The 25,466-nt window shown below is 56.6% G+C and carries 28 protein-coding genes and 1 tRNA gene; 9 read left to right on the top strand and 20 right to left on the bottom strand.

What is annotated here, in order from left to right; translation table 11 throughout:
• Positions 1-56: 56 nt before the first annotated feature.
• The 5 genes from H6F75_RS00705 to H6F75_RS00685 all read right to left on the bottom strand — a co-directional run bounded on the left by H6F75_RS00705 (position 57) and on the right by H6F75_RS00685 (position 7,311).
• Positions 57-1,544, bottom strand: coding sequence for a sulfite exporter TauE/SafE family protein (locus H6F75_RS00705; protein ID WP_190748247.1), 1,488 nt, complete (start codon positions 1,542-1,544; stop codon positions 57-59).
• Complete coding sequence (locus H6F75_RS00700) at positions 1,544-2,884, bottom strand: tetratricopeptide repeat protein (RefSeq protein ID WP_190748245.1); 1,341 nt, start codon at positions 2,882-2,884, stop codon at positions 1,544-1,546. Before H6F75_RS00700 ends, H6F75_RS00705 begins: the two co-directional genes overlap by 1 nt.
• A gap of 165 nt (positions 2,885-3,049) precedes the next feature.
• A complete protein-coding gene (locus H6F75_RS00695; RefSeq protein WP_190748243.1) occupies positions 3,050-4,273 on the bottom strand; it encodes a DUF4331 domain-containing protein in 1,224 nt (407 codons plus the stop codon).
• A gap of 111 nt (positions 4,274-4,384) precedes the next feature.
• Positions 4,385-6,187, bottom strand: coding sequence for a DUF4394 domain-containing protein (locus H6F75_RS00690; RefSeq protein ID WP_190748241.1), 1,803 nt, complete (start codon positions 6,185-6,187; stop codon positions 4,385-4,387).
• A 383-nt stretch (positions 6,188-6,570) separates the two neighbouring features.
• Positions 6,571-7,311 carry a TIGR04283 family arsenosugar biosynthesis glycosyltransferase gene (locus H6F75_RS00685; RefSeq protein WP_190748239.1) on the bottom strand — a complete coding sequence of 247 codons (741 nt, stop codon included), beginning with the start codon at positions 7,309-7,311 and terminating at the stop codon, positions 6,571-6,573.
• Between the two features lie 215 nt (positions 7,312-7,526).
• Here H6F75_RS00685 and H6F75_RS00680 point away from each other — a divergent pair.
• Positions 7,527-7,599 (top strand) — tRNA-His (locus H6F75_RS00680).
• A gap of 59 nt (positions 7,600-7,658) precedes the next feature.
• On the opposite strand, the gene H6F75_RS00675 is transcribed toward H6F75_RS00680, so the two are convergent.
• Both H6F75_RS00675 and H6F75_RS00670 read right to left on the bottom strand, forming a co-directional pair.
• Complete coding sequence (locus H6F75_RS00675; RefSeq protein WP_190748237.1) at positions 7,659-9,032, bottom strand: EAL domain-containing protein; 1,374 nt, start codon at positions 9,030-9,032, stop codon at positions 7,659-7,661.
• Positions 9,029-9,385, bottom strand: coding sequence for a hypothetical protein (locus H6F75_RS00670; RefSeq protein ID WP_190748235.1), 357 nt, complete (start codon positions 9,383-9,385; stop codon positions 9,029-9,031). Before H6F75_RS00670 ends, H6F75_RS00675 begins: the two co-directional genes overlap by 4 nt.
• Positions 9,386-9,689: 304 nt before the next feature.
• Here H6F75_RS00670 and H6F75_RS00665 point away from each other — a divergent pair, with 304 nt between their 5' ends.
• Positions 9,690-10,223 carry a hypothetical protein gene (locus H6F75_RS00665; RefSeq protein ID WP_190748233.1) on the top strand — a complete coding sequence of 178 codons (534 nt, stop codon included), beginning with the start codon at positions 9,690-9,692 and terminating at the stop codon, positions 10,221-10,223.
• Between the two features lie 10 nt (positions 10,224-10,233).
• Positions 10,234-10,821 (top strand): hypothetical protein, encoded by a 588-nt coding sequence (locus H6F75_RS00660; protein WP_190748231.1) that lies wholly within the window; start codon positions 10,234-10,236, stop codon positions 10,819-10,821.
• A 183-nt stretch (positions 10,822-11,004) separates the two neighbouring features.
• On the opposite strand, the gene H6F75_RS00655 is transcribed toward H6F75_RS00660, so the two are convergent.
• Positions 11,005-11,730 carry a D-Ala-D-Ala carboxypeptidase family metallohydrolase gene (locus H6F75_RS00655; protein ID WP_190748230.1) on the bottom strand — a complete coding sequence of 242 codons (726 nt, stop codon included), beginning with the start codon at positions 11,728-11,730 and terminating at the stop codon, positions 11,005-11,007.
• Between the two features lie 54 nt (positions 11,731-11,784).
• The gene (locus H6F75_RS00650; RefSeq protein ID WP_190748228.1) at positions 11,785-12,132 is read right to left on the bottom strand and encodes a hypothetical protein; all 348 of its coding nucleotides are present in this window, start codon (positions 12,130-12,132) and stop codon (positions 11,785-11,787) included.
• A 391-nt stretch (positions 12,133-12,523) separates the two neighbouring features.
• On the opposite strand from H6F75_RS00650, the gene H6F75_RS00645 reads away from it, so the two are divergent.
• The 6 genes from H6F75_RS00645 to H6F75_RS00620 all read left to right on the top strand — a co-directional run bounded on the left by H6F75_RS00645 (position 12,524) and on the right by H6F75_RS00620 (position 17,332).
• Positions 12,524-12,967, top strand: a complete 444-nt coding sequence (locus tag H6F75_RS00645; RefSeq protein ID WP_190748226.1) for a hypothetical protein — start codon at positions 12,524-12,526, stop codon at positions 12,965-12,967.
• Positions 12,968-13,188: 221 nt separating this feature from the next.
• Positions 13,189-13,719: a hypothetical protein gene (locus H6F75_RS00640; RefSeq protein WP_190748224.1), complete on the top strand. Its 531-nt coding sequence runs from the start codon at positions 13,189-13,191 to the stop codon at positions 13,717-13,719.
• Positions 13,716-14,669: a hypothetical protein gene (locus H6F75_RS00635; protein WP_190748222.1), complete on the top strand. Its 954-nt coding sequence runs from the start codon at positions 13,716-13,718 to the stop codon at positions 14,667-14,669. The genes H6F75_RS00640 and H6F75_RS00635 overlap by 4 nt, the downstream gene beginning before the upstream one ends.
• A 9-nt stretch (positions 14,670-14,678) precedes the next feature.
• Complete coding sequence (locus tag H6F75_RS00630; RefSeq protein ID WP_190748220.1) at positions 14,679-16,571, top strand: hypothetical protein; 1,893 nt, start codon at positions 14,679-14,681, stop codon at positions 16,569-16,571.
• Positions 16,572-16,574: 3 nt separating this feature from the next.
• Entirely contained in the window at positions 16,575-16,778 is a 204-nt protein-coding gene (locus H6F75_RS00625) for a hypothetical protein (protein ID WP_190748219.1), read from the top strand.
• A gap of 140 nt (positions 16,779-16,918) precedes the next feature.
• Positions 16,919-17,332 carry a DUF2227 family putative metal-binding protein gene (locus tag H6F75_RS00620; protein ID WP_190748217.1) on the top strand — a complete coding sequence of 138 codons (414 nt, stop codon included), beginning with the start codon at positions 16,919-16,921 and terminating at the stop codon, positions 17,330-17,332.
• A gap of 52 nt (positions 17,333-17,384) precedes the next feature.
• Here H6F75_RS00620 and H6F75_RS00615 read toward each other — a convergent pair whose 3' ends face one another.
• The 11 genes from H6F75_RS00615 to H6F75_RS00570 all read right to left on the bottom strand — a co-directional run bounded on the left by H6F75_RS00615 (position 17,385) and on the right by H6F75_RS00570 (position 25,430).
• Positions 17,385-17,723, bottom strand: a complete 339-nt coding sequence (locus H6F75_RS00615; protein WP_190748215.1) for a hypothetical protein — start codon at positions 17,721-17,723, stop codon at positions 17,385-17,387.
• Positions 17,720-17,848, bottom strand: a complete 129-nt coding sequence (locus H6F75_RS28375; RefSeq protein WP_277874208.1) for a hypothetical protein — start codon at positions 17,846-17,848, stop codon at positions 17,720-17,722. The genes H6F75_RS00615 and H6F75_RS28375 overlap by 4 nt, the downstream gene beginning before the upstream one ends.
• 2 nt (positions 17,849-17,850) lie before the next feature.
• Positions 17,851-18,252: a hypothetical protein gene (locus tag H6F75_RS00610; protein ID WP_190748213.1), complete on the bottom strand. Its 402-nt coding sequence runs from the start codon at positions 18,250-18,252 to the stop codon at positions 17,851-17,853.
• On the bottom strand, positions 18,252-19,916 hold the full coding sequence (locus H6F75_RS00605; RefSeq protein ID WP_190748210.1) for a hypothetical protein: 1,665 nt from the start codon (positions 19,914-19,916) through the stop codon (positions 18,252-18,254). The genes H6F75_RS00610 and H6F75_RS00605 overlap by 1 nt, the downstream gene beginning before the upstream one ends.
• A complete protein-coding gene (locus tag H6F75_RS00600; RefSeq protein ID WP_190748208.1) occupies positions 19,913-20,857 on the bottom strand; it encodes a hypothetical protein in 945 nt (314 codons plus the stop codon). The genes H6F75_RS00605 and H6F75_RS00600 overlap by 4 nt, the downstream gene beginning before the upstream one ends.
• Positions 20,857-22,047 carry a hypothetical protein gene (locus H6F75_RS00595; protein WP_190748206.1) on the bottom strand — a complete coding sequence of 397 codons (1,191 nt, stop codon included), beginning with the start codon at positions 22,045-22,047 and terminating at the stop codon, positions 20,857-20,859. The genes H6F75_RS00600 and H6F75_RS00595 overlap by 1 nt, the downstream gene beginning before the upstream one ends.
• Before the next feature lie 2 nt (positions 22,048-22,049).
• Positions 22,050-22,469 carry a hypothetical protein gene (locus H6F75_RS00590; protein ID WP_190748204.1) on the bottom strand — a complete coding sequence of 140 codons (420 nt, stop codon included), beginning with the start codon at positions 22,467-22,469 and terminating at the stop codon, positions 22,050-22,052.
• An 18-nt stretch (positions 22,470-22,487) separates the two neighbouring features.
• Positions 22,488-23,375: a hypothetical protein gene (locus tag H6F75_RS00585; RefSeq protein ID WP_190748202.1), complete on the bottom strand. Its 888-nt coding sequence runs from the start codon at positions 23,373-23,375 to the stop codon at positions 22,488-22,490.
• Positions 23,366-23,527 (bottom strand): hypothetical protein, encoded by a 162-nt coding sequence (locus H6F75_RS00580; protein WP_190748200.1) that lies wholly within the window; start codon positions 23,525-23,527, stop codon positions 23,366-23,368. The genes H6F75_RS00585 and H6F75_RS00580 overlap by 10 nt, the downstream gene beginning before the upstream one ends.
• Positions 23,528-23,652: 125 nt before the next feature.
• Positions 23,653-24,099: a phage protein Gp36 family protein gene (locus H6F75_RS00575; protein ID WP_190748198.1), complete on the bottom strand. Its 447-nt coding sequence runs from the start codon at positions 24,097-24,099 to the stop codon at positions 23,653-23,655.
• 200 nt (positions 24,100-24,299) lie between these two features.
• A complete protein-coding gene (locus tag H6F75_RS00570; protein ID WP_190748196.1) occupies positions 24,300-25,430 on the bottom strand; it encodes a hypothetical protein in 1,131 nt (376 codons plus the stop codon).
• Between the last annotated feature and the right edge of the window lie 36 nt (positions 25,431-25,466).

Genomic DNA, 25,466 nt, shown 5'->3' with positions numbered 1-25,466 from the left:
AAAGGGGCAAATCGGGCGGTGAGCAAAAACATTGACGGTGAAACTTTGGTCAGGCGCTAGAGCAGCTGCATGAGCGATCGGGCTGAAATGCCCAAACCGATGATGGTGATACCCACCGCGCTGGCCAGCGGTAGCCACTGCAAGGACTGAAGGCGAGGCACGGGCACCTGCTTAAACACTCGTTTGGCCGAGACCAGCAGCAGGCCCAAACCCGCTAAAACACTGGCTAGTCCTAAGCTAAAGGCCACCACTAGCAGCAACCCTGAAACCGGGTTACCAAAGGCGATCGCCCCCAGCAGCAGCACTAGGGCCGCTGGACAGGGCACTAGCCCCGCCGACACCCCCAGCATGAGCAACCCGCGCCAGGATATGGCAGTGCCGTCGGGCATCACAGGCAAGTGACTATGGGGTTCGCCGTGGTGGTGATGAGTGGAGTCGTGGGCATGGGTATGATGCTCGGAGCCGTGAGTGTGATGCTCGGCACGGGAGTGATGCCTATGGGAATGGTGAGGGCGGTCGTGGGTGTGGGGCGAGCGATCGCGGTCGCGGAAGTTTTTGTGGGCATGGGCGTGAGCCAGTTCACTGGGAGAGTGGGCGTGGGCATGGGCCAATTCATTAGGGGCGTGAGCATGGGCGCTGTGGTGATGACTAGGGCGCTGCCGCCGCTGAGCAATCAGATTGGCACCGATGTAGACAATCATGGCCCCCGAGAGCAGGCTCAGCCAGGGGTAAATTTGCTCGGGCAGCACATAGCGGGCTGCCGCCAGGGTGATGAAACCTAGGGCAAAGACGCCAAGAGTGTGGGTGACGGTGGTCGTCAGCGCCAAAAACAAGGCGTGGCGAGAGGTGGCCCGTTCGCCCACCAGATAGGCTCCCACCAAGGTTTTGCCGTGTCCCGGCGACAGCGAATGCACCGCCCCCCACAAGAATGCGCCGAGCAGCGTGACAAACCAGGCTTTGCTGCCCAAAGCGGCTGAGCCTGCGGGTCTCACAGTGAAGGTGGGGTCTTCAGGGGTGAAGACATGGTTGGTGACCTGCCCGTTTTGGGCAATGGTAGCCAGGCAGCTGGCCTCGGGCGCATCGGGCGGGAACAAGGTGTAGGCGATCGCCAACCCCGAGGGTGGCTCTGCCCAGGCGTACAACAGTTGCAGCGTGGTGTGGCTGCCGGGGGCAATTCTGGCATTGGCAGAGGCACTGTCTACGGCGGGCTGGAGGGTCAGCCGGGGTGACTGGTTACGGCTATCTCTGAGAGCGATCGCGGACTCAAGCTGCCGCGTCAATGCCTCTTGATGGCGAATCAGTTCACTGGGAGAGAGCTGTCCGCTGCCGTCGTCGTCGGCAAAGGCGGTCAACCCAGTTGGGTAGGTTAGGGCAATGCGCGTTTCTGTCCCCTCTGTGGCAATTTCAGCGGCGGCCAAATCTCCCCAATGGGCGGCGGCGGGCTGGGCGACCACAATGCAGCTGAGGGCGACCAACAGCCCCAAGACAACGTACCAGCGGCAACGAAGGCGGCGCAAACACGAGTGAAACTGCTGGGTAATCATCACTTCTCCTGTTTGGTTAGGCCTAACCGCTGCTGGGTTGGGGGGGTAAACGTGGGGTCTATCTCGGTCGCCTGGCGAAAAAATTCTTTCGCTTGGACGGGATGATTGAGAGCTAATTCAATCTCCCCCGCTCGGTAAGCGATCGCCGCACTGCGCACTCCCTGATTCAATGCTTCCTGGAGCGCCTGCTGGGCCTCGGGCAGTCGGCCCGCCGACCCCAGCGCCCAGGCCAACGTGTCGAGGGTTTGGGCATCGCGGCGGTTGGCGGTTTCGGTTTCCATCAGCGCCACCGCCTCCGCCACATCGGCGGGGTCACCCCGTTCCAGCAGCAAATGGGCCAAATCGCGCCGATGCCCCAGGGCATTGCCCTCAACGTTTCGCCGCAGCTCAGTTTCAGCAGCCTGCCAGGCCTCGGCTGCCGATCGCCCCTGCAAGGCTTGTAGCCGAGCCAGGCCGTGCAGAGCCGTTGCTCCTCCGACCGCTTGGTAGTGATATTTGGCAGTGCGGTACCGGCCTCTCACTGTGGCCAACTCAGCTAGCTGGAGATGGGCCAGCGGGTAGTCGGGGACGATCCGCAGCGCTTCCCGGTAGAGGGCTTCGGCTTTTCTATGCTCGCCCCGCTGAGCGTAAAATCGCCCCAAAAACACGCGAACCTGGGCCGAACCGGCGGGGTTGTCGGGTTCTTCCGCTGCGATCGCCTGCTGAAAAGCCGTTAGGGCCTGGTCATCCTGCCCCTGGGCTTCGTGGGCCAACGCCTTGAGCGTTAGGCTCCCTAGCGATGGGTACTGGTCCGCTAGCTGGTTTGCCACAGCAGCGGCATCTTCAACCTGTCCGATCGCGAGCTGGGCTGTGACTACGAGCCCCAGGGCGTCGGGCTGGCCCACACTTTGGGCTAGACGAATGGCGGTTGTGAAGTCATGCTGGGCCTCAGCAATCTGAGCCAGGGCCAAGACGGCTCCCTGGTTGTTAAAGGGCAAATTGGCCAGCGACTGCTGGGCCGATTTTTCTGCCAGCAAATACCAGCTGTCGTGACGCGTGGCGCGGGCCATCTGAATGTATAGATTGGCCAGCGTCGCCTGATCGAGTCCGTCCGTTGGGTTCTTTTGTACTTGGCCCTGGTAGAACGAAATCGACTGCTCTAGGGTTTGCTGACCCTGGCGATCGAGGAAGCCAGGAAATGTATATCTGTGGGCAGTTTGAGGTCCGAACCCCGGCCATTGCCAGTTTGGAACCTGCGTCAGGGCAACTGCCCCAAGGGCGAGCAGACCCAGGCCCAACACCCGAGACGCAGATGTTCGCTTTGAGGCTGACGTAGACGTAATTGATTTGATGGGTACCATTGCGATCGCGTCCTGCGCTGGTCATGTCAGGTTAGAGCCGGTTAAACAGGAAGAATCTAAATACAGGAGGGCGTGAGTTTGAACCTTTCAGCCTGTCAGCCAGATTGACAGACAGGCTTTTCTGTCAATCTGGGGTAGATTTGCCAACTGACTAGCGGGCGAGCACTAGTTAGCAGGAGCCAGGTAGGGGAAAGAGGCCTCTAGGGGATCGTGGCCCTGGGCGGGGTTGCCGGGCGTGCCGCTATAGGAAACGTTGTCGCTTGTAACTGCGCCGTTGGTGAGCACGGCGAGGGTGATATCAACTACGTCATCCGTCAGCAGTCGCCCCGCAATGGGACTGCCCTTAGCATTGAGGGCGTTGGCATAGCCGCTAGGCCCGGTCGTGTCGATGCGCATGACATCGGGCAGAAATGCCTGGAGCAGGGCATCGGCTCTGGCATCGCTATTGCCGAGCGCCAGCAGCGTTTGTTTCGCCTCGCCGACAATAGGGCCGGCAGCACTGGCCGCTGGTTCCTGACCCGCCAGGGCTGCGGCCTCAAAGGCTGGGTCGACGCTGTTAAGGGTATTCAAAAAGTCATTGGTGACGATCAGGCCTTCATTCACGGCGGGGCGAGCCAGGCGCTCGACCTGACTAAACTTTTTGCTCCCCGGCAGCGACACTGTCATCCACACATCAAAAGTGGTGGCATTGCTTGAGTCCTGCAATAGCGCGATCGGCAGCTGAACGGCGATCGCATTGACGTTATACCCCTTGGTAAAGTCCACTGCCTCCTCTGGAGGGCGAAACCCAACCGCAGGCCCTTTGCCCAGCGCCCCAGCCCTCACCCGAAAGAATTGCTCCACATCAAAAAAGAACGGATCTTCCCGCAGCCCTGCAAAGACTTTAACTTTTGAGCCATCGACGGTGCCTTCATTCAGGACTGGGGTTTCCTTCAGTGCGGTTGTCTCTCCTTCAATCACGTCTTTGCTGCCGTCTCTTGTGACCGTCAGCTTGTAGTTCTGGCGATTGTTGCCCTTCGGCGGACCAAATTCAAACTCTAGGACAACATCAGATAGCCCCGTTGGCGTAGCATCATTGTTGCTAACTCGGGAAATATTGAACTTGTACTTCGCGCGGGTGCTGAAATAATACTGCTGCCCCGCCACAGAGCGGGGGTTAGTATTCATGATCAAAACCAAGTTTTCTGGAGAAGCGTTGGTGTTTTGATCCACTTCCCGAAACACATACAAGTCGGTCAAATTTAGATTGCGCCCCTTGATTTCAGACTCCCCGTCATCGTGGTCAGACGCGTTGACAAACACAGCGCCTGCGCCAATGGTGGTTGCCAGTCCTAGCACTAGCCCAGCGGCACACAGGGCTTTTTTGAAAGCTTTGTTCGTGGTCTTCATGGCAGAAATAACCCTTGATTGTGAATAGGAATTACGAGGCTTGAGCCTAGGTATCTAATTTGTAGATTCCCAGGCTTATTCAGTTGAGCAAGCTACTTTTGGCGCGGTCGCCTAGGCGATCGCACTAACCTCAGGAGTAAGCGTCACGACGAGGTCGTTAAAGTCAAAATCCCCGGCATCTTCGAATAGCCACGTATTGCCTTCACGCTTAATGCGCGTCTGCCCTAGGGCCGCGTCACCCACGGTCGCCAAGCTTTGTAGGCTGCCGTCAATTAGCAACGCCGGTGCATAGTACGTTCCGCCTGGGAGGTTCAGCGTCACGTCAATGCTTTGATTGTTGCCAACCATCAATTCGATGCCGTCCAGCAAGTTGACGGCAACGGCCGCCTCATAGCCAGCGTCTCCGGGCAGCAGACCATCCACCTGTCCCTGCGCATCGGTCTCGTAAAAAGCCAGCACGTTGTCAAAGAAGGCCTCGCGGAACAGCTTTTGAATCACGTTTACCGCCACGTTGCCATCAAAACCGGTCAGGTCGAACAGTTCAGGCAATGGTTCAACGTCGGCAACCAAAGGCGCAGCCGTCAATCCCTGAAAATTGACCGTGTCGTCGGTGCCGATCGCCCCCAGGCTAGTCGCCACCCCAGACTCAAGATCGAGGGCATACAGGGTCGCCTCAGACACCACAAACGCCGTGTTGTCTCCTGCCGAGGAGGCCACAATCTCGAATCCCCCCAGACTGTCGAGGTCGAAACCCAGCTCGCCTATCGTTCGTAAGGTGCCATCGTTGGGCGGGTTTTGCAGCACAAGAGTATTTAACTCAGCGTCAAGGTCAAAGAGCTGCGTCGCTGTGGTGCCCGCGAAGGAGTTGGTGTAGGCCGCCCCAGTCACCCTGGGGTTGGCTCCAGCATTGGCATCCCCAGGGCCAAAGGCGAGGGTGCCGTCGACAATCACCGCGCCGGTATCGACATTGATGCGGAAGCTTTGATCGTTCTCGCCCACTAGACGCAGGCGATCGGCCACGGGGTTAAAGTCAAAGCCGGCAACGGCTCCGCCTTCAAAGGGCTGAGATAGGGTGCTGACCAGCGTTGCTTCGGCCACGTTGCCCTTGAGGGCCAGGGTGTAGAGCTGGTTAGTGGTTGTGAGGCCGTAGAGCAATCCGTTGGCCGGACGCACATCAATGCCGATGAGGCTGCCCTCGATGCCAGTTACAGACAACGGAGTTGCTTGGGCCAGATTTCCGGTGGAAAACGACACGAGCTGATTGTCGTCGGTTAGTCCCAACAGGTCAAAGGTGGGGGGCGGCGGAGTCGGCGCGACGGTTTGAGCACCGGTAAGGGCAATGGTGTAGGCACCGCTAGGGGTACCCTCTCCAGCAAACCCCACTAGCGGGGAGCCTGCACCCAGTCCGGCGGGTAACAAAACGCCATCAAAGGATTCGTCGGGAAAGATTTCCCCGCCGGCGCTAACGGGGTCGTAATCAAATCCTGAAATGGCCAGGTAGTAAATGCCCGGAGTGAGCAAGCCCGTCCTTGAGGGCAAGGTTGCCTGGGCCGAGCCAAACAGATCGTCGTTGCCGTAGACGCCCTTGCCTGCGGCATCGAACAGAAATAGCTGAGGATCTTCCAGCAGGCTGGTGGGAATCCCTAGCGCATTGTCGATGGGCAGGCCGAGCAGGGTTCCTGCATTCAGCGTTGTTGCGGAGAAGGGCTGCTCGCCCGAGATGAAGATTTGAAAGAGATCGGCATCTCCAGAAAGACTTCCAGAGATTGATGCCAGGGGCTGTAGCAGATCAGAAACGATGGAAAAGGCTCCATCGGGCTGTTCTCCAGCATCATTGGCTTCGACAAAGGCAAGGGGCTGAGTAGGGGCTGGGGGTGTCTCAGAAGCGGGGGCTTCAGCATCAAGGGGGCTCATGCAAACGCTCCTATGCCGGGCACTTGAACGAGGTTCAAGTCAACCCTGCTGGGTAAGGTTTTCATGCCAACTACGCATAACTTTGTGAAGCAGATTTAAATCCGGAAATGCGTTAAAAAACTTTACGTATCTCCAGCAAAAAAGTTCTTTCGCGTTAGCCAAGCCGTGGAAATGGTTGTATGGCGGTTGATTTCAGGCCTGGCGAATTAGAAATTTGTGGTCGCCAGAGCGAGGACGGTCTGTCTTACTTTCGATCGCGATCGCCATACACCATGCACCACCTTGATTCTTGCCGGTTGGATTGATCGGTGGCTCAAGTGCAGTGGCTATTGAATGAAGCTGTTTTATACAAACGGCTTGAAGGGTCTACTCGTTCGCCAACCTTAGCGAACCTCCTCATAAAATCGCTTTAGGGTGGTAGCGGGCACCCCGATGCCCCACAGCACCCCGATCATTAAGTAGATGGCATTGGCTTTTAAAGTTCCCCAGGCCGCTACCCGCCGGTCTGAGGAGTGAACAACTCGACTAAGCTGGCACAGGCGGCCCCGGCGGCAAAGCTTTAGGCACAGGTCAGCTTCTTCCATAATCGGCAAGGCAGGGTCGAACCCGCCACAGGTAATAAAATCGACCCGGCGGCAGAATATGACCTGGTCACCAAACAGCAGGCGCAGCCCGCGTATAAATAAATGAGGCCGAAACAGCAGCGGCGCGTAGTAAGTTTTGAGGGCATTGTGCAGCGAAATGCCCCAGCGGGTTTTTTGCGGCCCGGCCATCAAAGAAATAAATCCGCCGCCTGCCACCTTCGGGTTGGCCAGGGTGCTTTCTACTACCTGTACTAGGTCGTCGGGGATGAGGGTGTCAGCGTGAAGAAAGCAGAGCACGTCGCCCTTGGCAGCAGCAGCGCCCCAGTTCATCTGCACCGATCGCCCCCGCGCAGGAGCCTGGAGCACTATCAACGGCAAGCGATCGGCCCAGGCATGGGCGATCGCTAGGGTGCGATCGCGGCTGCCCCCATCCACCAATAAGATTTCGCGTGGGGGTGGGTTAAGACCCTGCAACACATTTAGAGTACGGCCCAGACAGGCCGCTTCATTCCAGGTGGGGATGATGATTGAAACCGGCATGGCAAACCCCAAAGACAGATAAACCCCAATACGGCACAACCTTGCTGCCTAAATGCAAAAACAGCCACCCTCCCAGGAGGGAATACCACTCTCCCCAGGTGCTTCTAAGTGGCTTTACGCTACGGTCTCTCAGCTTTGGAAACCTTCAAAACAAAAGTTAGCCCAGGCGTGGCATTGAGGTAATCATCGATGCTATATTAAGTATCGCGAATACGGCGGGTGTAGCCAAGTGGTTAAGGCAGTGGATTGTGATTCCACCATTCGTGGGTTCGAGCCCCATCATCCGCCCTTCTTTCAGCAGTTAGTCAAAAGTTGTTGCCTAAATCTGGGCCTAAATCAGGTCAAGATTATTTCAGCGGCACAGCCTTAGACCAGTAAAACCCCTGCCCATACTGCACGCCTGCGCTGCCCAGCCATTGCGCCGTCGCAGCATCCTCCACGCCCTCGGCCACAATCTCAAGGCCGAACGATCCAGCCAGGACCACAATCGTTTTTACAATATCCTGATCTTGAGAATTGGTCAGCAAGTTAGTTATAAAACTGCGATCGATCTTGAGCTGGTCTGCCGGGTAATCTCTCAGGGTCATAATGTTGCTGACCCCAGTGCCGAAGTCATCAATCGAGATGCCGTGGCCAATTTGCCGCAGCCGCTGCACCTTGAAAATAACCGGCTCTTCAAGCGCGTCCCGTTCGGTAATCTCTAACCGCAGCTGCTGCCGTCTAATCACAAAGCGATCGAGCACCGAGTTAAACCTACTCTCGAAGTCCACCTCTCCCACCGTCAAGGGCGATAGGTTGATCGCCATGTGCAGGCCCTCGCGATCGGTCCCTGCCCACGACTGCAATTCTTCGCAGGCCAGCTCGGCCACCAGGTAACACAGCGCTGGCATCAAGGCAGTCCGCTCGATCGCCCCTAGGAACTCGTCAGGATAGCGTATGGTGCCGTCTTGACCAAGCCAGCGAACCAAAGCTTCGTACCCCGCGATCGCGCCCGTACTCAGATCGATGATGGGTTGATAGTGCAGCACGAACTCTCGCTCCAGAATCGCCCGCTGGATCTCGTTGAGGAACAGCTGCGCCTCAAGGCTCACCCGCTCGTCGCTGATATCGGCCCATGCGATCAGCGCCTGCCCTGGGCCAGCGGGCAGTGCCTTGACCCTGTACCAGCCTTCGATGCCATCACCAGGGTAATAGGCGTCGAATTCCTCTACCGCGCCTCGCTGGGCCACGTCGATGTAGGTGTCGAGCAGCGATCGCCCTTCACCCTGCGACGTCTTGTGGCTGGGTAGCGCCTCGCCCAATAGCTGCCCCGTCATGTCGCGCCCAAGGCCTGCAACTGCGGCGGGGTTCTGGTAGGCCACCCGTAAATCATCAGCCTCCACCTGCACCAAAACCAGGGGCTGAGCCATGGAATCGAGGATGGTTTCATTGAGGTTGTCAGCCGCCGCCACCTTGGCCAGGTAGGGGCGATAGCGGCTGATTATGGCGGCACTGCTCAGACTCACCACGGCTGTGACAGGGTGCCATGCCATTGCCCAAGGGTTATTTGTCGCCTCAAGGAAGTGTCCAAAGCCGCAGCTAAGGATGAATGCCGCCATCACCCAATAAATCAGCCTAAAGCCAGGACGGTACAGCTGCGACGATAGCAGGAGCAGCACGCCGCCGATCCATAGGTAGGACAGTGCGATCGCGCCGTTGCTGACGAAATGTAGAGGGATCAATCGCCTTTGTCCTTATAGTCACTTTTATCCTTCAGATGCTCCCTCACCGTGATCCACAAACCTACGCCTGCCCCCAAGGTCGCGATCGCCTCAGCCGAAATTCCAGGCCAGTTATACAGCACCCCACCCACCGTGATGCTCTGCGGCGAAATAACTAGTGCCAGCGCGATCACAGTCAAGGCTGAGGTGACCACCAGGGCGATCTTAGTGGCAGACCGCACCGGGATAATCAGCGGCACCGGCACCCGCTTTCTCATCGCCAGATAGCTGTGCTCCAGGTCGTTGACGCGATCGGCCATGGCCCTGAAATCTTGTTCAAGTCGCTCGATCATCTGGCGCAGTTCGTCGGGCATTGCGATCAGGGGTGACACCCCTTAAGTGTATCGGTCTTGGAATAATTGCACTCAGTATTCAGCATGGGTGCAGGGGGTGCGGGGAGTGCAGGGGTCGAAATGCGATTTTTTTCGTGTGATCGCATTCCATTTTTTTGGAGTGCGATCACCCACTTTTTTTGAGTTTTTTTGGCCTGCACCCCTCGCACCCCCTGCACCCTCCACCAAGACAGCGCGATCGCACCGCTACCTGGCACAGCGCCCGTGTTCATGCGGTGGGCAGCGACTAGAATCTAAGAATCATTCCACGCACGGCACAGCCCCAATGAGTCATCCCAGTTATAGGCACTTCATCGGGGTTCTGCACGGGATGCTCTCGGCTAAGGCGGCGTGGCTGGCCGATGAGTCGCAGCAGCTCAGCGCGGCGTTGCGGGACTATGGCGCGATCATTCACGTCGAAGACCACAGCCTGCGCGATTTGGAGGTGGCGGCGTACCTCAAGAACATGGGGGCACTGTACCTGTCAGGTGACGTGCTGGCTCAGCGTACAGACAGGCCTACCGAATTGGGTGCGATCAAAGTGTGGCAGCTACTCAGCGCCCGCATTGCTCGCCACAGCGGCATGGATCAGGTTGCATTAATTCTCGACGGCTACTACCAGCGATCGATCCCTGAAGACCAACTCACTTCCCTATTCCAGGTGGTGAATTGTTGGGTGAGTTGCAGAACTCAAAAGGGGTATCGCCTGCCTATGAGCCTCGTTGACGCCAGGATGACCTTGGAGCAGCGGGCCAATATGTGCTGGTCTGAACCGGCATTAGTCGAGCATTTTTTATCTCACTACCCTGACGCCCAGTGAGGCACCGCCCGTGCTCTTGAATAGAATCCTCACAGCGATCCAGCAGTGGATCGTGTCTGTAGGCTGGTATCACGAAGGCGAGGTTAAGCAGAAGCCCTACGAAACGATCCACACTCACCGGGTCGAGGGTAAGGGCATCATTCTGCTAGTGAAGCGCAACCCTGATCAATGCCCCAGGGATGTAGGCACGATCATCTGGCTGCCGGTGCGTGGCGTTGGGACAGACACCCAGGACTGTCACATTTGTGTCGATCACTTGGAGGGGATGGCCCGCACCAAAGAACGGCATACTCACCAGGTGACCATTGCCGCTGCCAGCCATTGGCCCGATCGCAATGGCCTATTCGACTACGACACACTCTATGCCGCGACCGCCGACCTACAAGGGCAACAATCCCGCCGCGATCTGAACGTGCGCAAGGTGCTGACAGTGCTGGCTCAACCGCTCGCCTATCAAAGCGCGATCGATGTGAATTGGGAACTGCAACTTGGGATCGCGATGAAATCTGCCGGGCTGTCTGCGCCTAAGGTGCATGGGACGGTGGTGGCGCGATCGTTGGATGGTGGCCCAGGTGTGAGGATTAATCTGGATGGGTAGATAAAACAAAGCCCCAGGTGCGCTAACACCCAGGGCCTGTCAGTTTTTTTAGTTGAACCGCCCGGTTTCCTCTCTCCAAACTTTCCTAGGGCCAGGAAGAGGTAACGCGGGATAGCCAAACAAGGAGAGGCTCGTGCTTAGCCTCGTAATGATTCTACCATCTCGATCGCAGCTTGGCTCAGCCTAGTACGACCATACCGAGCGAAAATTTCTCGCGTCTAGGTGCACGAAACCCTTATGCGCCCCAGTGCCGATGCCTCCGTGCCAATTGGCCACGCACCATTCCTGAAAATCGTGAACGTTGCCATTGACCGGCGCAATGTCTACGGCATGCCCCCGCAGGTGCATCGACTGCGACGCCCCACCCACGGCCCTGTTCACCTGCGGAGGTCGATACCAGGAGGTCAAGCGCATCGGCCCAAACTTCTCGCGCACCGGCTTCAACTTCAGCGCGATCGCCTCAATGCCATTCACCACTGCGATCGACTCAGGAATGCGGCTGCCATTGGCTGTGGCCTCAGCCCATGTCAGAAATGGCGACTGCGACTGTATCGGCGCGCTGAGGGCGATAATGCCACGACCCGGCACTTTGATCACTGGCCCCCGCAGCGGCACCACAGGCGTATCGGTCGGCGCGGGCCTGTTATCCTCCAACACTTCCCACTGGCTGGGGTGAGCGTAGACATAAAAGGTGTTGTAGCTGGCGCTGCCGTCCTCGACCTCGATGTTGCGATCGAGCGTGACCAGGAAATGGCCCTGCTGTAGGGTGTCGCTCACGGCTTTGATCCGTAGCTCCGTATTGGCGGGCAGCAGCACCTTTGCATTGTCGCCGAGGTCGCTAGAGTTAGCCGTCGATTTCTTAAGGTAGGTCTGCTGCCGTGTGCGAATGATGCCAGCGATCGAGGTCATGAGCGGAACACCTAGGCGATGTTCCTATTGTATCGATCGCGGTATGGGGTGGCGTTATTCGCTCAGCCAAAGCCTGAGCGCTGCGATCGCAGCTTGCAGCTCTCCGATCGAGGTTGCTTCATTGAGGGACACCTCAAGCTTTCGTATTGCCTCAACTGCCCCGCCTCGCTTTGCCTTGAGTCGTTCATTGACCAGATATTTATTCTCATAGCTCAGGTCAGCCGTGCGCCGCTCTCGTTCAGCCGATACCCCCAGCGTTACGACTCGCCGATAGACCTCCGATAATTTCTCCCCATTGGCTGCGGCAAATTCTTCGCAGGCTTGCCACAGCGCGGGCGGCAATGCTACGGAACGCTTCTCTAGGTTGTCGGCGTTGCTAGCAGGAGGCATAAGTTCGGCCATTCAGGGACTCCAAAATCATACGGTACGACCGTAATTCTATCCTAACCACCCGGAGTAGATTCCACTTGGGTTGCAAATGGAATACTTTATGGGCTATAACTAGTCTCATGAAAGCCTCGTGAAAACTCGTGAAAGGTCATGAAAACATTTGATACCCCCGCAACAATCGCCAGAAGCACTGCCATTAGGCAGCTTTCGGCACTTCGTTACCCAGGGGCCATGAAAACAATCTCGATTCCTACGATGTGGCGCTGGTGCAAACTCGCGGGCATCGAATCGGGGCTGAAAGAGTTCACGGAGCATCAATGTTTTCGCCTTGCGCAGGTCGCTCAATGGATGCGGCAGGGCTACTCAGTCAACGAAATCGAACTATTTCTAGGAGTGCAGACCAATGACACAAGCAACCGACCGCAGCAACCCCAGCAACAGCAAGGGTTTTGGCAACAGCCCCAAGGCAACAACCCCTACACAGGCTGGTTCGGGGGATGACCGGGCCTACCGGGCTCAGGTAGCAGCTGAAATTGCCCAGCTACGAAGCCAAGTAAATCAAGCTGTTCAGGGGCAGACAGCGGGTATCAACGCGATCGCCACCGAGTATGAGCAATCCATCCAGCCCCTGGTAGATGAGGCTTCCCAGCTTATCTACGACATGCTTTCTGGCCGCACCGCCTTCACCCAGATTGGGCAGAACGTTGGGGCTTTGATGTCTCAGCACCCTATGGGGGAGAAGGCCAGCCTGGGGGAGCCGATGTTGAAGCGCTTATCGTTGAAGCCCTTACAACCGGCGACTCAACCCAGCTACTTGAGCGGTGCCGCAGACGCGACGGAGCGCTAGTCCTAGGGGTTCTTAAGCAGCTTTTTGACGCTACTCAGAATCCTTTGACACGAGCGCTGGGGTGGGGAAAAAGTTTTGACGACCTCCACCCCAGTCATAAAGCGCCAAAGCTAAGCGCAGCAAGCCGTCAAAACTTTAATGGTGCATTGACGACCGACCTCATTGACGGCATTGACACCCCCGCAAAGCACTTAGCCCCTCCCTTTTCATCGTCAAAAAACATGACTTTTATCACCACTCACTCTCGATTCTGGCCCCGTGTTGCTGTCCTATCTACCCTCGGTCTTCTCGCCGTGGTGGGCTTTGCTGGGGCCGCCAATACCATCGCAGTGTGGAACGAGGACAGCACTGCAAAGCTCGACCACGAGGATCGCATTGAGGCGGAACACCGGGCTGCTATCCAAGCGATTGAGGCGAAGACAGCAGAGATCGAGGGCGAGGTGAAGGTAGCCGAGAAGTATTCAGAGTTGGGACTGCGGCAACCCAACTGTCAGGGCGACACCCTCCAGGGGTTCAGCTTTGCGGCGGGGATGCCAGTAGCGGATCAACTCAACCTATTCGGCTTTGACTGGGGCGCGCCTCGATACAACAGCGATCGTTGGTATCCGCTGTTTGATAGCTCGGGTCTACTGTTTGCCGCTATCCGGGTTGACCCTGGCACAGGTCAGCAAGTCTTAGCCCAAGCCGACCAACAGGCACTGCATCACGCAAGCATCTGCAACCTTAATCAATTATCGGAGACTCAACCATGACGCAGAAATCGCAGGCAGATCAATTTGCAGACCACATACTGGCGCAGATGCAAGCCCAAGGCTACGTGATGGGCCAAATCCCACAAGCACAAGTAATGCCTCCCCAAGGGCAACAGCAACAACAAAAACCCCAAGCCCAACAGCAGGGGCAGGGCAAGCAAAAGCAAACTCAGGGTAAGCAGCCAATGAAATCAGCATCACCAAGACCGTTTGGAGCTAACCTCTTCGCCCCTGCCGAATGGGCGGCAAAGTCGATCGCATGGTTAACCAACCCCACAGCACGGGGCGGGCTTAAGTTTGTGGCCTACACCATGTCGGTCGGCTGCATGATTCTCTCAACCGAAACGGTCTACACCGCGCTGCCGCTAAGCCAGTCAGCGCAGACCCACGGCATTGAGAACCCTAGGGCGCTGCCCAAGCCAGGCATCCCCGACGGGGCCGACATTGCCCAGCTCAACCCTATCCCCATGGCGCTCACCACGATGGGGGCGACAGCCAACTTTGCAACCGGGTGGCTACCCTTTGGAACCAACTTCAAGCCAAACAAGCAGTGGACAGTTTGGGGCGACCCAAACTGGTATGCGGCCCTTGCGATCGCGCTGGCTATTGGAGGCGTTGAAGCCATGGCAATTCGCCGGATGCAAGGAACGTGGGAAAAGCGTTATGCCAAATTCCAAAAGCTCAACAGCCGCAAGGTGCCTGACCTAAGCCCGTCGGCAGTGATTGCCGCCCGTGCTGCCCGCGCTGAGCTACAGCTAGAAGGCACTGACGGATACGTTGGAGTATTCCTGCTGATCATCATGGTCTACGGGGTTGAGTTCTACGCTTTCTTCCGCAGCATCTCAGGGCTTCAGCTTCCGTTTTTCACAATGGCAGTCTATGCCTTGATTAATGTGTTCGGGTTCGAGCTGGCATGGTCGATCGCTCAGCAAGCCGACGAAAAAGAGTAGAGGCACATCATGGAAAGCATCATCGACAGCAAAGCCTATAACACTCTGATCGACTACTTAAACCACCTCGATAGTGAGGCTCAGCAGTCGAAGGCGTTTAGCGGTCTATTCAAACTTACTGGGCTAAGTGGCCTTGGCCTTGGCACTCTGACTATGTTCTCCCTTACTGGTTGGGGGGCGCTGGTCCTGGCCGGTTCAGGGCTGGGTTACCTAGGCGCTTTGATTGCTGAAGGCCGCAAAACTGGACGGGTGATGCCGCTGCCATTCTTGCCCGTGGGGCTGGATGCAGTAGCTCGAAGTGTGGCCAAGGTCGGCGGCGGCGATGATAGCGATGGGGTTATCCCCTACCACTATCTCGACTCGCACCAAAAGAGCGACTATGCTTTGCTGTCGATGATTCTCCCTGAGATTGCCGCCGCTCTTGAGTCGATGCCTAGCGATGCGGTACGCCGTGCGGCCTGGTCTAGGATGTCGCGGCGATTCCACCAAACTTACTCGCGAGAGCTAAAGGACAACCCCGACGCAATCGCCGAAGGAGCACCCCGAGAGGACTTGGTGCGGTTTATCTTGGCCGATGCCGACGAACTGCGGCGGATTGCACTCACCGCACCCCCTGTCCCCCAGGAACTACCCTCCACCGTCGGCCCTACCACCCAACTCACAGCGGTGGATGTTCCCGCTGTGACGGTGCAAGATCCTTGGGTTGAGCCTGCGGTGAGCCTGCCTAGCCAGGCAATGCCCGCAGCCCAGTATGCCGCGCAGGTGCCTGTGGTTGAGCAACCTTTAGCCGCCACCCTCTCGGTGGTGCCCAAGACAGCACTTGCTCAAATCCTACAATCGCCCTACCGCTCCCGCATTTTCTTTGGGGCACAACGTTCGGGCAAGTCTATGCTCGTCGCCATCGCTTCAAAGCAGATGACCGATCGCGGCACCAAAGCCTACCATCTCAACCTACTGAGCTATGCCAAACAAGGGCTAGACGAGGATGCCAAATACACCCAGCACTGCGTCAAGTCGGTGCGCGGTGACATCTCGAAAATGGCAGAGCCCGAGGTGCGGGTACTGGTCGGCGATGCGATCGCGCTGGTCAACGAATGGTGGGAGCAGGAAGACGCCATTCTGATTGTGGATGAATGGGCTTACCTTGCCGCCAAAGATTGCCAGTATGCCAACTTGCTGCAAGCCTTAATCGGGCTCATCGCTGGCAAGATGTCGGCCCTCACCAGCAGCGGCATGAAGCGCACCCTGGCTGTCTGGGCAGTGGCCCCTAAAATGGTGGCCGACAACCTGACCCCTAGCGGTAAGGCCATCAAGTCAATGGAGGTTGTCTATGTGTCAGTGCCCCCCGGCAAGAATGTTGAATGGCAGGGGCAGGGGGTGGGGTTTGACGAACAGCTGTTTGAGCAGGTCGGCTACAACTACACCATCACTCGCCCTGGGATTGCCGAGATTGGCCACGACCGCATTGCCTTTGTTGGCGATCGCTGGCTACCCCTAGGCACCACCCCCGACATGTTGGCCGAGCCCCTAGCCCAACCCCGGCAGCTCGCCATGCCTGAAATGGCCCAAGGTGCGGTCGCCGTGGCTGAGCCCATTGTGGCGGTGGAGGTTGCCCCCCTGTCGCTGTTCTCTGCCCCTACCTCATACCCCCGCATTGACAGCCTGATCGCATCCAGCGACGAGCTAAATGCTGCTGTGCTGTTGTGGTTGAAGGAGTTGGGCGACGGTGGCGAGGTGACCACGTCAAAGGCTGCTACCTCTGCATGGGCGGCAAAAGCCCGCAGGCAGGGCAAACTACCCAACGCCAAAAACGAGACGCTGCGCCCCATTATGGCAACGCTTCAGGGCATGGGGTTGCTGGCCCCGGTTGATGAGAAGACATGGACTATCACACTGAGCTAACCCATGCCCGACGCACCCCCGCCCAAGCGCGACAAAGACAACCTCGGCGCGATCGCCCGGATACTCGGCTACGTCTGCATCATCACTTTTGGGTGGGGTGCCCTTGGATTTGATGACCCCAGAACCCCTGACCAATACTTCAGCCCACTGCACTGGGGGCGACGGGCAAATCAGAGCATTGCTAACTTCTTTGGAGAGACACGATGAGCTACCAACACCCGCCGATGCCTCAGAACTGCCCTGTCTGCAATTCTCGCCATCTTCGCGGAACGATAAAAGGCAGCACAGAAATTTGGCAATGCCGCACCTGCAATCACCAATGGCAACCAGGCCAGGAGAACTAACTCATGACCACACCCCTACGCCTCATCTTCGGCGGCAGCAATCGCCAACACCACCTGCGGATGTCCATGACCCTGACCAGCGCGATCGCAGCCACGGGCTATTACTACGCCTACGACCTATGGCCTTTGTGGTTGACCACCGCAGCAGCCTGTTACGGGCAAGAAGCTTGGGCTACGGCAGACCGTGACGTTGAGCCTAGCCGCAAGCCGCCATGCCTCTACTGGCTACCCTATGGCCACATAGTGAAGCACAGAGGCTTGCTCAGCCATGGCCTAGTGATTGGCACGGTGGTGCGCTTAGCCTATGGTTGGTGGCCCATGCTCTGGTTGCTGTGGAATCTGTTGCCAGCGCTGGCTGTGGCGTGGTGTGTGGGGGCGCTGATTAATGACCTGGGCCACCTAGCGCTAGACCTCTGACCTCCCAACTTTGACCAGCAAGAAGCCTCGATCGCATAGGTCGAGGCTTTCCCTATGCCGCCCCCGGCACCGCCACAATCTCCAACCCCGTCCCATGCCCCACCACGCCGCGCAATTTCAATGCGGGCGCAGCGTCCACAGGCTCTACATAGACCGAATAATCAAAGTTCCCTGCCTCGGCCAGCTCGATCGCAGTGAACGGAATCGACAACAGGTTACCGACGGCGGTGCAGAAGACACTGAACGATGGCACGTCCGCCCCCGGCACCCTGGCGTAGAGCGTAATCGGCACCGCCACGGCAATATCATCGCCGCCGAACTCAGAGAACAGCGCAATCTGCTTTATTTCAGGGCTGTACTGATAGAGTACTAATCGAACTTCAGGGATCATGAGCACACCTTTTTGGCTTTGAGAATGCGATCGACCCTTACCGCTTTGACAGGTGGTGCGACCACGACGGTTTGACCTGGCCCTGGCCCTTGCCCCTGCTTATACCAAAGGAAATTCCAGGCCATGACTAGACGTGCTCCACAAGGTCGATATTTTCGTCGCCGGTTTGGGTGACGTCTTTGTCGAGGATAACGTTAGTGGTGCCCGCCTCAAGTTTTTGGTAGCGATTGGGCCTGATACGCTCGTCGGCTTGGAGCAATTTCTGGGCAGTTTCGGCAGCGAGTTTTGCAGCGGCAAGGTCTGCGATCGAGCTGGGGCCAAAGCTGAAGTGAGCGTCAGCAATTAGCGACCCCACCGTGTCGTAAACCTGGGCCACGTCAAACTCATCAGCAACTGTCCCCCGGTAAAGCCCATCACTTCCCGACACCTCGATTAAGGGCGACGGACTACTGAAGTCGTCGCCAGCGAAGGTGCGGACCGTGAGCCCGGTTATTCCTGGGGTGCCTATGGATAAGTAAAGGGTTGCCATTATCCGATCCCCCGCATCAAAAAGTTTAGCCCGCGCCCTCTAGCTTCGTTGCGCTGAATGGGTTTGAACGTTCCCTGCGGCCCCTGCGCGTGACCTTTGGGAAGATCGACATAGGCCACCCCCATTTTCGTAGGACTGCGGGAAACGCTGTAGTAAACATAAAGAGTATCTTTTGTAGGGTTTGAGGTTTCCACAAAAATGCCGCAGCATCCAATATTGTCGCTAGCCCCTTCCCAGGATTGGTACTCTGGCGATGTTGGGGAGGTGTCAATGATGCTCACCGAACCTGGCCTCGGCCCCGTCATGCCTGAGTTCATTTTGAATAGGCGTAACTCCCCTCGGACATCGAACTGCCCCGCCCCGACTTGCTCAACCGCAGAGGAAATCACATAGGGTTCGTTTTTGTAAATTAGCGGCTGGCCCGAAGTGTAGAACTTTCCGGCTTCAGTGCCAGGCTCTTCTTCTTCTGCCCACAGTTTCCAGACCGTGAAGTCGGGCGAAATCTTCCACACTCCTCGCCTACCCGCCTCTCTAAATGCGCCATTGCCACCCGTCCTGGTGCCGAGGTAGCCGTTACCCCACCAATAGCCGCTGGAGTCTCTGCCGTAGAACTTGAAGTAACCTGTGTGGCCGCGATCTCTGATGTTGTCGTTGATGGAGGGCGGCAACACTAATCCGGCAAAACTGAATACCTGGTTACTGCCTGCGCGTGCCATCAAACTGCCCTGGCTCACCCCCGAAAAATTGCTACCCAGAGCTTGGTGGATCATAATCAAATCCCCGGTGATCGGGTCCTTGATCACCACAGGTGTTTCACACTGCTGGTAGCCCGCATCGGGGGGCGCGTAGTACGGTGTCGTTGCTGACCCGAACCGAGTCCAAGGCCCCAGCGGTGTCGGGGCTGTGGCAACGAACGTCCCCCCTTTCTCCGTGCCTGCTGCGTGGTCTTTGCTGTAGTAGGCTTGGTAGGGCTGACCAGCAACTAAGGGCGTGATGCCCAGGTCGGTGCATTTGATTACGCTGAAGTTCAAAAACGCGTCAAAGCCGACCTGGGCCGCTCCCGAAAATATAGGGTTGCTTGGATGCTTAGTTAGCTTTGGGAATTCAGGGTTCCAAAAATCATTATTCGTTGATCTAGCAGTAGACACAGAAAAGCTTGTGAATCTACCAAAAAGATCACTGCCTGCCAAAGTGCGAAACCCTACATAAGACCCGTACTGATTCATTGCTGTCCTGAAGTTCAGTTGCAGAACACCGTTAACGTAAGCTTCAATGAATCGCCCACGGGCAACTAATTTCAATACATAGGCTGTGTCTGCATTGAACGTAAAACTTTTTGAGTCTACAGTGATTTCTGAAGTGCGCCTGTCGTCAAACCTAAGCGACACTGTATCGGCACCTGAATCGACACGCATCGCTATGTAATCATCGTCGCTTGCGCCTGTGTAGTTTCGGCAAAATAATTGAACGATTGAACTGCCCAGAGCAGGTGTCCAGGTCACTTGTACCGCGTAACTTCTTTGCTTTGCGTTGTAAGCAATTCCTTTCGACGCAGACGTAAAATAAACCTGCCCACCCATAACGTTAGTGCTTGCCAGATCACCGACGAATGGAGCACCCACAGGGCCACCATTAAACGCAGTGAAGTCTGTGGAATAGATCATCTCAAGATCTCCAATCGCCAGTTCAAAACTCTATCCACAGCAGCCCGAGTTCTAAACCCAGCAACCCTGTTGATGTTGGCAAAATTCTCTGCGGTGTAGGTTATATAAGCTGTTCCACCAAATCGATACACAGCCCCACTTGCACTTAGTTCTAGCACTCCGGTAACGGTGGTGTTGATGTTAGTACTTGGAGCCGCGCCCGTGGCCACAACGGTTACGGCACCAGCAACGATAGTGCGCAGCTGGACTGTGCCGTCTCTTGTTTGAGTAACTTCTCTATAGTTGTTGGCGTCGATATAGTCAAAGAATATTCCGATGGGGATGGTAGTTGAAGTAAGTCGCCATTGCATCCCCTGAGTAATCTTGATCGCCTTGGCTTCTGGATACGCGATGACAGCGAAAAAGGAAGAGTTTGCCGCCGCTGAATTGGTTGCGCCAAAATAGCCGTTGAACGCTGACACCGTGGCATCAGCGTTTACATTTGTCCATGTAGTACCAGCGCTGGTCGTGTCGGGGGTTCTGCCCTGGATAAGTCCTGTCCCCGCAGCCTGGTCTTGGATGGTCATTGTGTAGGTGGGTAGAATCTTTGTCACCACACACAAAGTAGGGCTCAGGAACCGCAGCACAACATACTGCCAGCGGCCTGGGATCTGAGCTAAACCGCCTAAAGGGTAAGTAAGCAACGTCAGTCCAGACTCAGCGGTAAAACTTACCGTGCCCGTGCCACTTTGCAGCAACAGAATCTGGTCTTGGCTGCTAAAGGTTGAGTTAGGTATTGTGATCGCGCAGGTGGACGAAACATCGAGGACTTTCCCCAAGTCTGACCCGCTCAGCAAGTAGGTTGCAGCGGCAATGTTCACGACCTCAGGTGCCAGATTCACCTTAGGTCGAATCAGCCGCCGATGGGCGATCGCTGGTACTAAGAACGAGTTTCTAGCCATTAGACGACCCCTAAACGACCACCCACCACAAACTCCTCACTGCCCCGGTGAAAGACTGTAATCGTGGCATAGCGGCCCTCAGTCCTTGCCACGTAGTTAGTCGTCGGTGAGTTGGGGTGGGTGGGGATTCTTAGGGTTGCCCCAGTGCCCGCTACTAGCGTGGCCTTGCCCGTGTTGATCTGCATAATCTGCACGGTCTCGCGGGCCGCAATTGTTGCGATCGGGATGGTGATGTTCCCGTCCGCGACGTTGTCGTAGTAGATGATGGCCCCGGCGTCGGTGGCCTGGAGGTTGGCTGTCGTCGTGTTGATCGTGCGACCTTCAGGGGCAGCGCTGGAGACCAAAACGGTAAGTGCGGCGGCTCTTAGCTGTGCGTCGGTTAACGGTTGAGCTAGGCCAGTGCTCACGGTGCCACTCACTGGTAGCGGCGTGGCCCTAAGCTGGGCGTCTGTAAGGGGTTGATTTAGTCCTGTACTGACCGTGCCACTGACAGGGATCGGTGTCGCTCTGAGTTGAGCATCAGTCAATGGCTGGGTTAACCCCGTGCTCACAGTGCCACTGACGGGCAACGGAGTCGCCCTGAGCTGTGTATCGGTCAAAGGCTGGCTTAGCCCGGTGTTGGCCGTCACCGTCCCGCTTACAGGCAATGGCGTGGCCCTGGCTTGAGCGTCGGTCAAGGGCTGAGACAAGCCAGTGCTGACAGTGCCGCTGATGGGTAATGGTGTGGCCCGTATCTGGGTATCAGTCAGGGGTTGAGCCAGCCCGGTATTCGCTGTCACATTGCCTGAGACTGGAACAGGCGTGGCTCTTAGCTCTGTGTTTGTCAAAGGCCCACTAACAGCAAGCGTAGAGGCATTAACAATATCAACCTGTACCCTACCCCCAGCAACGGCCCCCGCTAGCGGCTGGATCAACTTAACTAGCCACCGCAACAGGAATGCGCGACTATACTTCAGCGTGGCATTACCTGTCGTGTTAGCCGTAGGGTCAGCCGATAGCGCCTCCGCAACAGTGTCAACTACTCTTAGATCTCCATCGGTGGCAGTCGTAGTAGAAGCTAACCCTGCCTCTACATCAAGTATTACCGATCGCCCCGCATTCGCCGATGTAGTATCGTCCTTACCATTGCCCAATACGTCGGCTTCGTTTAACCGATAGGCGTCTGTTGCACTATTAATTCGTGTGGTCATAATTAGTACGCAAGATTAAAGACACCAGTTGCCGCAAACTGAACCGTAATGTCGCCACCATTAGCGACGACATCGACTCCATCTAAGAACGCCAATACTGGGCTGGCTGCATCGTTTGTAATAAACTTGTAGACAATGGCAGCGGCTGCGGTTTGCCCTCCTGCAACAGCTGTAAACGTAACGTCGGCGGCGTCAAAAATCCATTTGTCGGTGCCATTATCAGCACTTGTTTTGGTTCCTAAAGTTTGTCGAGCGTAGGAGCCGCCTGATAGTTCATTGGCTACAACGGCACTCACAAACCCGTGGGTTCTGTTGTAACTTCCAGACGCATTAACTAGAAGAATTCTAATAGTGTCTGCTGTCCAGTTGAGAGTTCCTGCATTCAGGAGTTCTATAGCTTTTGGATAAACTTTACTTGCCATTGTTTCACCTTGAATTAGTTAAAGAGTTTGAGTTGCAACCATGACTGGAGCTACCCAAACATTTCCATCTCCCACAGTGGCAAGCACTATGTCATCAGCCGAGGTAGAAGCCAAGGCAGAATTAGCAACGAAATCAATCGCCCCAGGGACAAATGCTGGGTCTATCGAAGATGTGATTGATTCAGCCGAATCAACCTGTAACGCAACCCCTCCAGATGTAAAGAATGGGTCACTAGATTGAGCAGAGGCCGCCGCAGAATCAGGCAAAAAGCCTAAGACACCAGATCCAAGGAATGGGTCATCACTTAAAGCCGATCCAGTGGCCGAGTTAACCCCAAAAGCCACAAAACTGGGCGCAAAATTAATCGCATCAGATGCGGCAATTGCGATCGCGGAACCAATATCTAGAGAAGTTCTACTGGCAAAAACAACATCGTTGGCGACTGATTGTGATCCCGCAATGTCAGCCAAGAACGTTGCCGCACCTGACACAAAGGTAATTGCGTCAGACTGAATCAGCAGCGCGGCGCTATCAACTGGGATTATCCCCGGCACTCCACTGCTACCGCTGGTCGTCGCGGTAATCTTGGTGACAGCGGTGTATTGCCCCGCTGCATTTTTGCCTGCAAAGTAGAAATCGTAAGTAGTGCCCGCTGATAGCCCGGTAAAACCTATCGAGGCGATCGCACTTCCCGATGTCACTGCCACCGCCCCAGTCCCCGCCTCAACCGCTGCCCCCGTCGGCGTGCTGCTAGGGCTGAGGAACGCCGCACCATAGACAGTGAAGGCTGCTTGGGTAAACGTGGCGCTTGTCTCTGCGGGGGTGACTTGGCCATCGAGGGCAAAGCTGGAACCGCCGCCGACGATGGTTACGCCTGGGATGAGCCGAGCTACAACTACCGCCATCTGATGTCCCTCAGCTCAACCCAGCGCGATCGCACTTTCTGCGCCACAAACCGGGGATAGTGCAGCACGCGAGTTAGACGCCACCGCCACCCGCCAAGGGGCTGTAGCCGCCGCTTTTCTTCCTCGCTCTGTGGCCCTGGGGTAAAACTCATGGGCGCATCTGCCTCCGACCACTGCCAGACCTTTTCTGCTTCGCCAAAGCAATGCGCCTCAGTTCAAAAATTGAATAGGCGATCGCAACACCCACAAAAAACAGCGCCTCACGTCGAGTCATCGCCTACCACACCACCGTTTGCGTCGGATCGTTCCTTGGCCCCGACTGGATGCTGCCCCACTCCAAGCCCTTCTGATTCGCAGTCGGGTCTGCCAGCAGCTCGCCATCCAGCGCGATCATCTCTAGCAACTTCAGATCGCGGCGGTAATCAGCGCACACGGCTCCATCACCTGTCGGTGATTCAGACGGCGATTGCCCCACGAAATACTGGGCCAACAACTGACAGGCACAACCCTTTTCGACAATGCCCGCGAGAAATGGGTGGGTGCCCGCGAGTGGCAGTTGATATCGTCGGCGCAGCAGTCCGTCGATCAAGTCCTCGACCTGCTCGACGACCTGGATCACCAGATCGCCGGTGATCGTGGTCTCGCCCAAGCTGCTGACGTTGCCGCCAATCTTCAGGCGACCGTCAAGGCGTCGGTTCAGTTCGTCGATCGTCGTGTACTTCACTTATGCGCCTCTGCCGTGTTGGTTTTGGTGCCACTGACTCTACGAGTGCCGTCTTGATTGCCAGATGCCCCGAGGTGACGTAGGGGCCATATAGCGCAGGGTTGCCCCGGATCGCGGTTCCCACTTCACGGTAGCGGCTGCCCAGTATTGGGCGACCCACACCCGCTGCCGTCACCTCGTAATCAACTGGGTCTGGGAGTTTAGGCGTCACCATCGATCTTCTGAGCGCTCAAGTAACGACCATCGCGGACAAAGGGCACACCCGCCGACATCCCGGCAAGGCGCTCACGCAGGGGCGCGTCGTCTAGCTGCTTGGTCGCAACGTAGATGCCAGGGGCAAAGTTGTTTTCCTTAAACGGCACGCGTGCGCGCTCGTACATGCCCATCTCATCGCCAAAGCAGATATAGTGCTCAGGTAGGTAATACTCGGTCCGCTTGATCCCAGCTTTGGTCGTTTCGGCGTATTTAGCGTCAACGATCAGCACTCGAGACACCCCGGTGCGCGCCTGGATCAGTTCGAGCAATGGCCCTGGGGCAAGCTCCAGTGAATTGCGATCGTACGAAACGGCGAGGTACAGAGAGTTGTTTTGGTCTGACTGCGTGCCACTCATTGCGCCCAAGGCTTGCTTAGTAAAAGCCTGGTTGGCCAAATTGCGGAGGTCGTCGTAGTGGGCCAGCATCCATGTCGGCTTTGAACCGTGAATGTCGCGCCACTCTTCGCTGAGGTTGTCTAGATCGGTCAACCCCGTAGCCGTGGTGGGCTGGCTCCATCGAGCAGTGCCGGTGAGTGCCGCAGGAAACAAGTCAGCGACGCGATCCTGGTAAGTCATTTCTACCCGCAGTTCAGTCAGCGGGTCTGTGTACTCACAACGGCCCGTGGTCATCACCTGCATCAGCAGGATCAGATGCTTGGCATTGATCGCAGCGGGCATGTCTGCTGCAAGGCCATAGAGATATTTCTCATATGCCGTAACAACCGCCGCGCCCTGCGCCCCGCCGGCTGCCAAGTAAACCCGCATCTTCTCGAGGCCTTCGTATTCCTTGTCTAGAAACACATGCTGTTTACCGATCAAAGTACGACCCAACAGCTCTTCGGTTAGGGTGAAATTGCCGTCATCGTTAGGCAATTCCTGGTCTGGAGCTACGATTGAAGCCACCGTGATATTGCCCTGCATTTTCAGCAGCAGCAATTCGGTGCTCTGGTATGAAGTGATAGGGAACAAGGCATCTAGGGGCGCGGTACTCTCCATGAGTTCGCGATCGGTATTATTGACCGCAGCACCCACAAGGCGAGTGTTTCGAGTATAAAAATCGACAAACGAAGAAACCATCAAAGCCTCCAATCAAAAGTAGAGAACGTGGCCGAA

Source organism: Nodosilinea sp. FACHB-131 (assembly GCF_014695395.1).
Classification (GTDB): Bacteria; Cyanobacteriota; Cyanobacteriia; order Phormidesmidales; family Phormidesmidaceae; genus Nodosilinea.
The sequence above is the reverse complement of the archived record's forward strand: the minus strand, read 5'-3'. Positions and strand labels throughout refer to the sequence as shown.

What these genes read in the sequence shown, in the direction of transcription:
- H6F75_RS00705 (WP_190748247.1), bottom strand. Translation starts at nt 1,544, where the DNA reads ATGATTACCCAGCAGTTTCACTCGTGTTTGCGCCGCCTTCGTTGCCGC.
- H6F75_RS00700 (WP_190748245.1), bottom strand. Translation starts at nt 2,884, where the DNA reads ATGGTACCCATCAAATCAATTACGTCTACGTCAGCCTCAAAGCGAACA.
- H6F75_RS00695 (WP_190748243.1), bottom strand. Translation starts at nt 4,273, where the DNA reads ATGAAGACCACGAACAAAGCTTTCAAAAAAGCCCTGTGTGCCGCTGGG.
- H6F75_RS00690 (WP_190748241.1), bottom strand. Translation starts at nt 6,187, where the DNA reads ATGAGCCCCCTTGATGCTGAAGCCCCCGCTTCTGAGACACCCCCAGCC.
- H6F75_RS00685 (WP_190748239.1), bottom strand. Translation starts at nt 7,311, where the DNA reads ATGCCGGTTTCAATCATCATCCCCACCTGGAATGAAGCGGCCTGTCTG.
- H6F75_RS00670 (WP_190748235.1), bottom strand. Translation starts at nt 9,385, where the DNA reads ATGCCCGACGAACTGCGCCAGATGATCGAGCGACTTGAACAAGATTTC.
- H6F75_RS00665 (WP_190748233.1), top strand. Translation starts at nt 9,690, where the DNA reads ATGAGTCATCCCAGTTATAGGCACTTCATCGGGGTTCTGCACGGGATG.
- H6F75_RS00655 (WP_190748230.1), bottom strand. Translation starts at nt 11,730, where the DNA reads ATGACCTCGATCGCTGGCATCATTCGCACACGGCAGCAGACCTACCTT.
- H6F75_RS00650 (WP_190748228.1), bottom strand. Translation starts at nt 12,132, where the DNA reads ATGGCCGAACTTATGCCTCCTGCTAGCAACGCCGACAACCTAGAGAAG.
- H6F75_RS00645 (WP_190748226.1), top strand. Translation starts at nt 12,524, where the DNA reads ATGACACAAGCAACCGACCGCAGCAACCCCAGCAACAGCAAGGGTTTT.
- H6F75_RS00640 (WP_190748224.1), top strand. Translation starts at nt 13,189, where the DNA reads ATGACTTTTATCACCACTCACTCTCGATTCTGGCCCCGTGTTGCTGTC.
- H6F75_RS00635 (WP_190748222.1), top strand. Translation starts at nt 13,716, where the DNA reads ATGACGCAGAAATCGCAGGCAGATCAATTTGCAGACCACATACTGGCG.
- H6F75_RS00630 (WP_190748220.1), top strand. Translation starts at nt 14,679, where the DNA reads ATGGAAAGCATCATCGACAGCAAAGCCTATAACACTCTGATCGACTAC.
- H6F75_RS00625 (WP_190748219.1), top strand. Translation starts at nt 16,575, where the DNA reads ATGCCCGACGCACCCCCGCCCAAGCGCGACAAAGACAACCTCGGCGCG.
- H6F75_RS00620 (WP_190748217.1), top strand. Translation starts at nt 16,919, where the DNA reads ATGACCACACCCCTACGCCTCATCTTCGGCGGCAGCAATCGCCAACAC.
- H6F75_RS00615 (WP_190748215.1), bottom strand. Translation starts at nt 17,723, where the DNA reads ATGATCCCTGAAGTTCGATTAGTACTCTATCAGTACAGCCCTGAAATA.
- H6F75_RS28375 (WP_277874208.1), bottom strand. Translation starts at nt 17,848, where the DNA reads ATGGCCTGGAATTTCCTTTGGTATAAGCAGGGGCAAGGGCCAGGGCCA.
- H6F75_RS00610 (WP_190748213.1), bottom strand. Translation starts at nt 18,252, where the DNA reads ATGGCAACCCTTTACTTATCCATAGGCACCCCAGGAATAACCGGGCTC.
- H6F75_RS00605 (WP_190748210.1), bottom strand. Translation starts at nt 19,916, where the DNA reads ATGATCTATTCCACAGACTTCACTGCGTTTAATGGTGGCCCTGTGGGT.
- H6F75_RS00600 (WP_190748208.1), bottom strand. Translation starts at nt 20,857, where the DNA reads ATGGCTAGAAACTCGTTCTTAGTACCAGCGATCGCCCATCGGCGGCTG.
- H6F75_RS00595 (WP_190748206.1), bottom strand. Translation starts at nt 22,047, where the DNA reads ATGACCACACGAATTAATAGTGCAACAGACGCCTATCGGTTAAACGAA.
- H6F75_RS00590 (WP_190748204.1), bottom strand. Translation starts at nt 22,469, where the DNA reads ATGGCAAGTAAAGTTTATCCAAAAGCTATAGAACTCCTGAATGCAGGA.
- H6F75_RS00585 (WP_190748202.1), bottom strand. Translation starts at nt 23,375, where the DNA reads ATGGCGGTAGTTGTAGCTCGGCTCATCCCAGGCGTAACCATCGTCGGC.
- H6F75_RS00580 (WP_190748200.1), bottom strand. Translation starts at nt 23,527, where the DNA reads ATGAGTTTTACCCCAGGGCCACAGAGCGAGGAAGAAAAGCGGCGGCTA.
- H6F75_RS00570 (WP_190748196.1), bottom strand. Translation starts at nt 25,430, where the DNA reads ATGGTTTCTTCGTTTGTCGATTTTTATACTCGAAACACTCGCCTTGTG.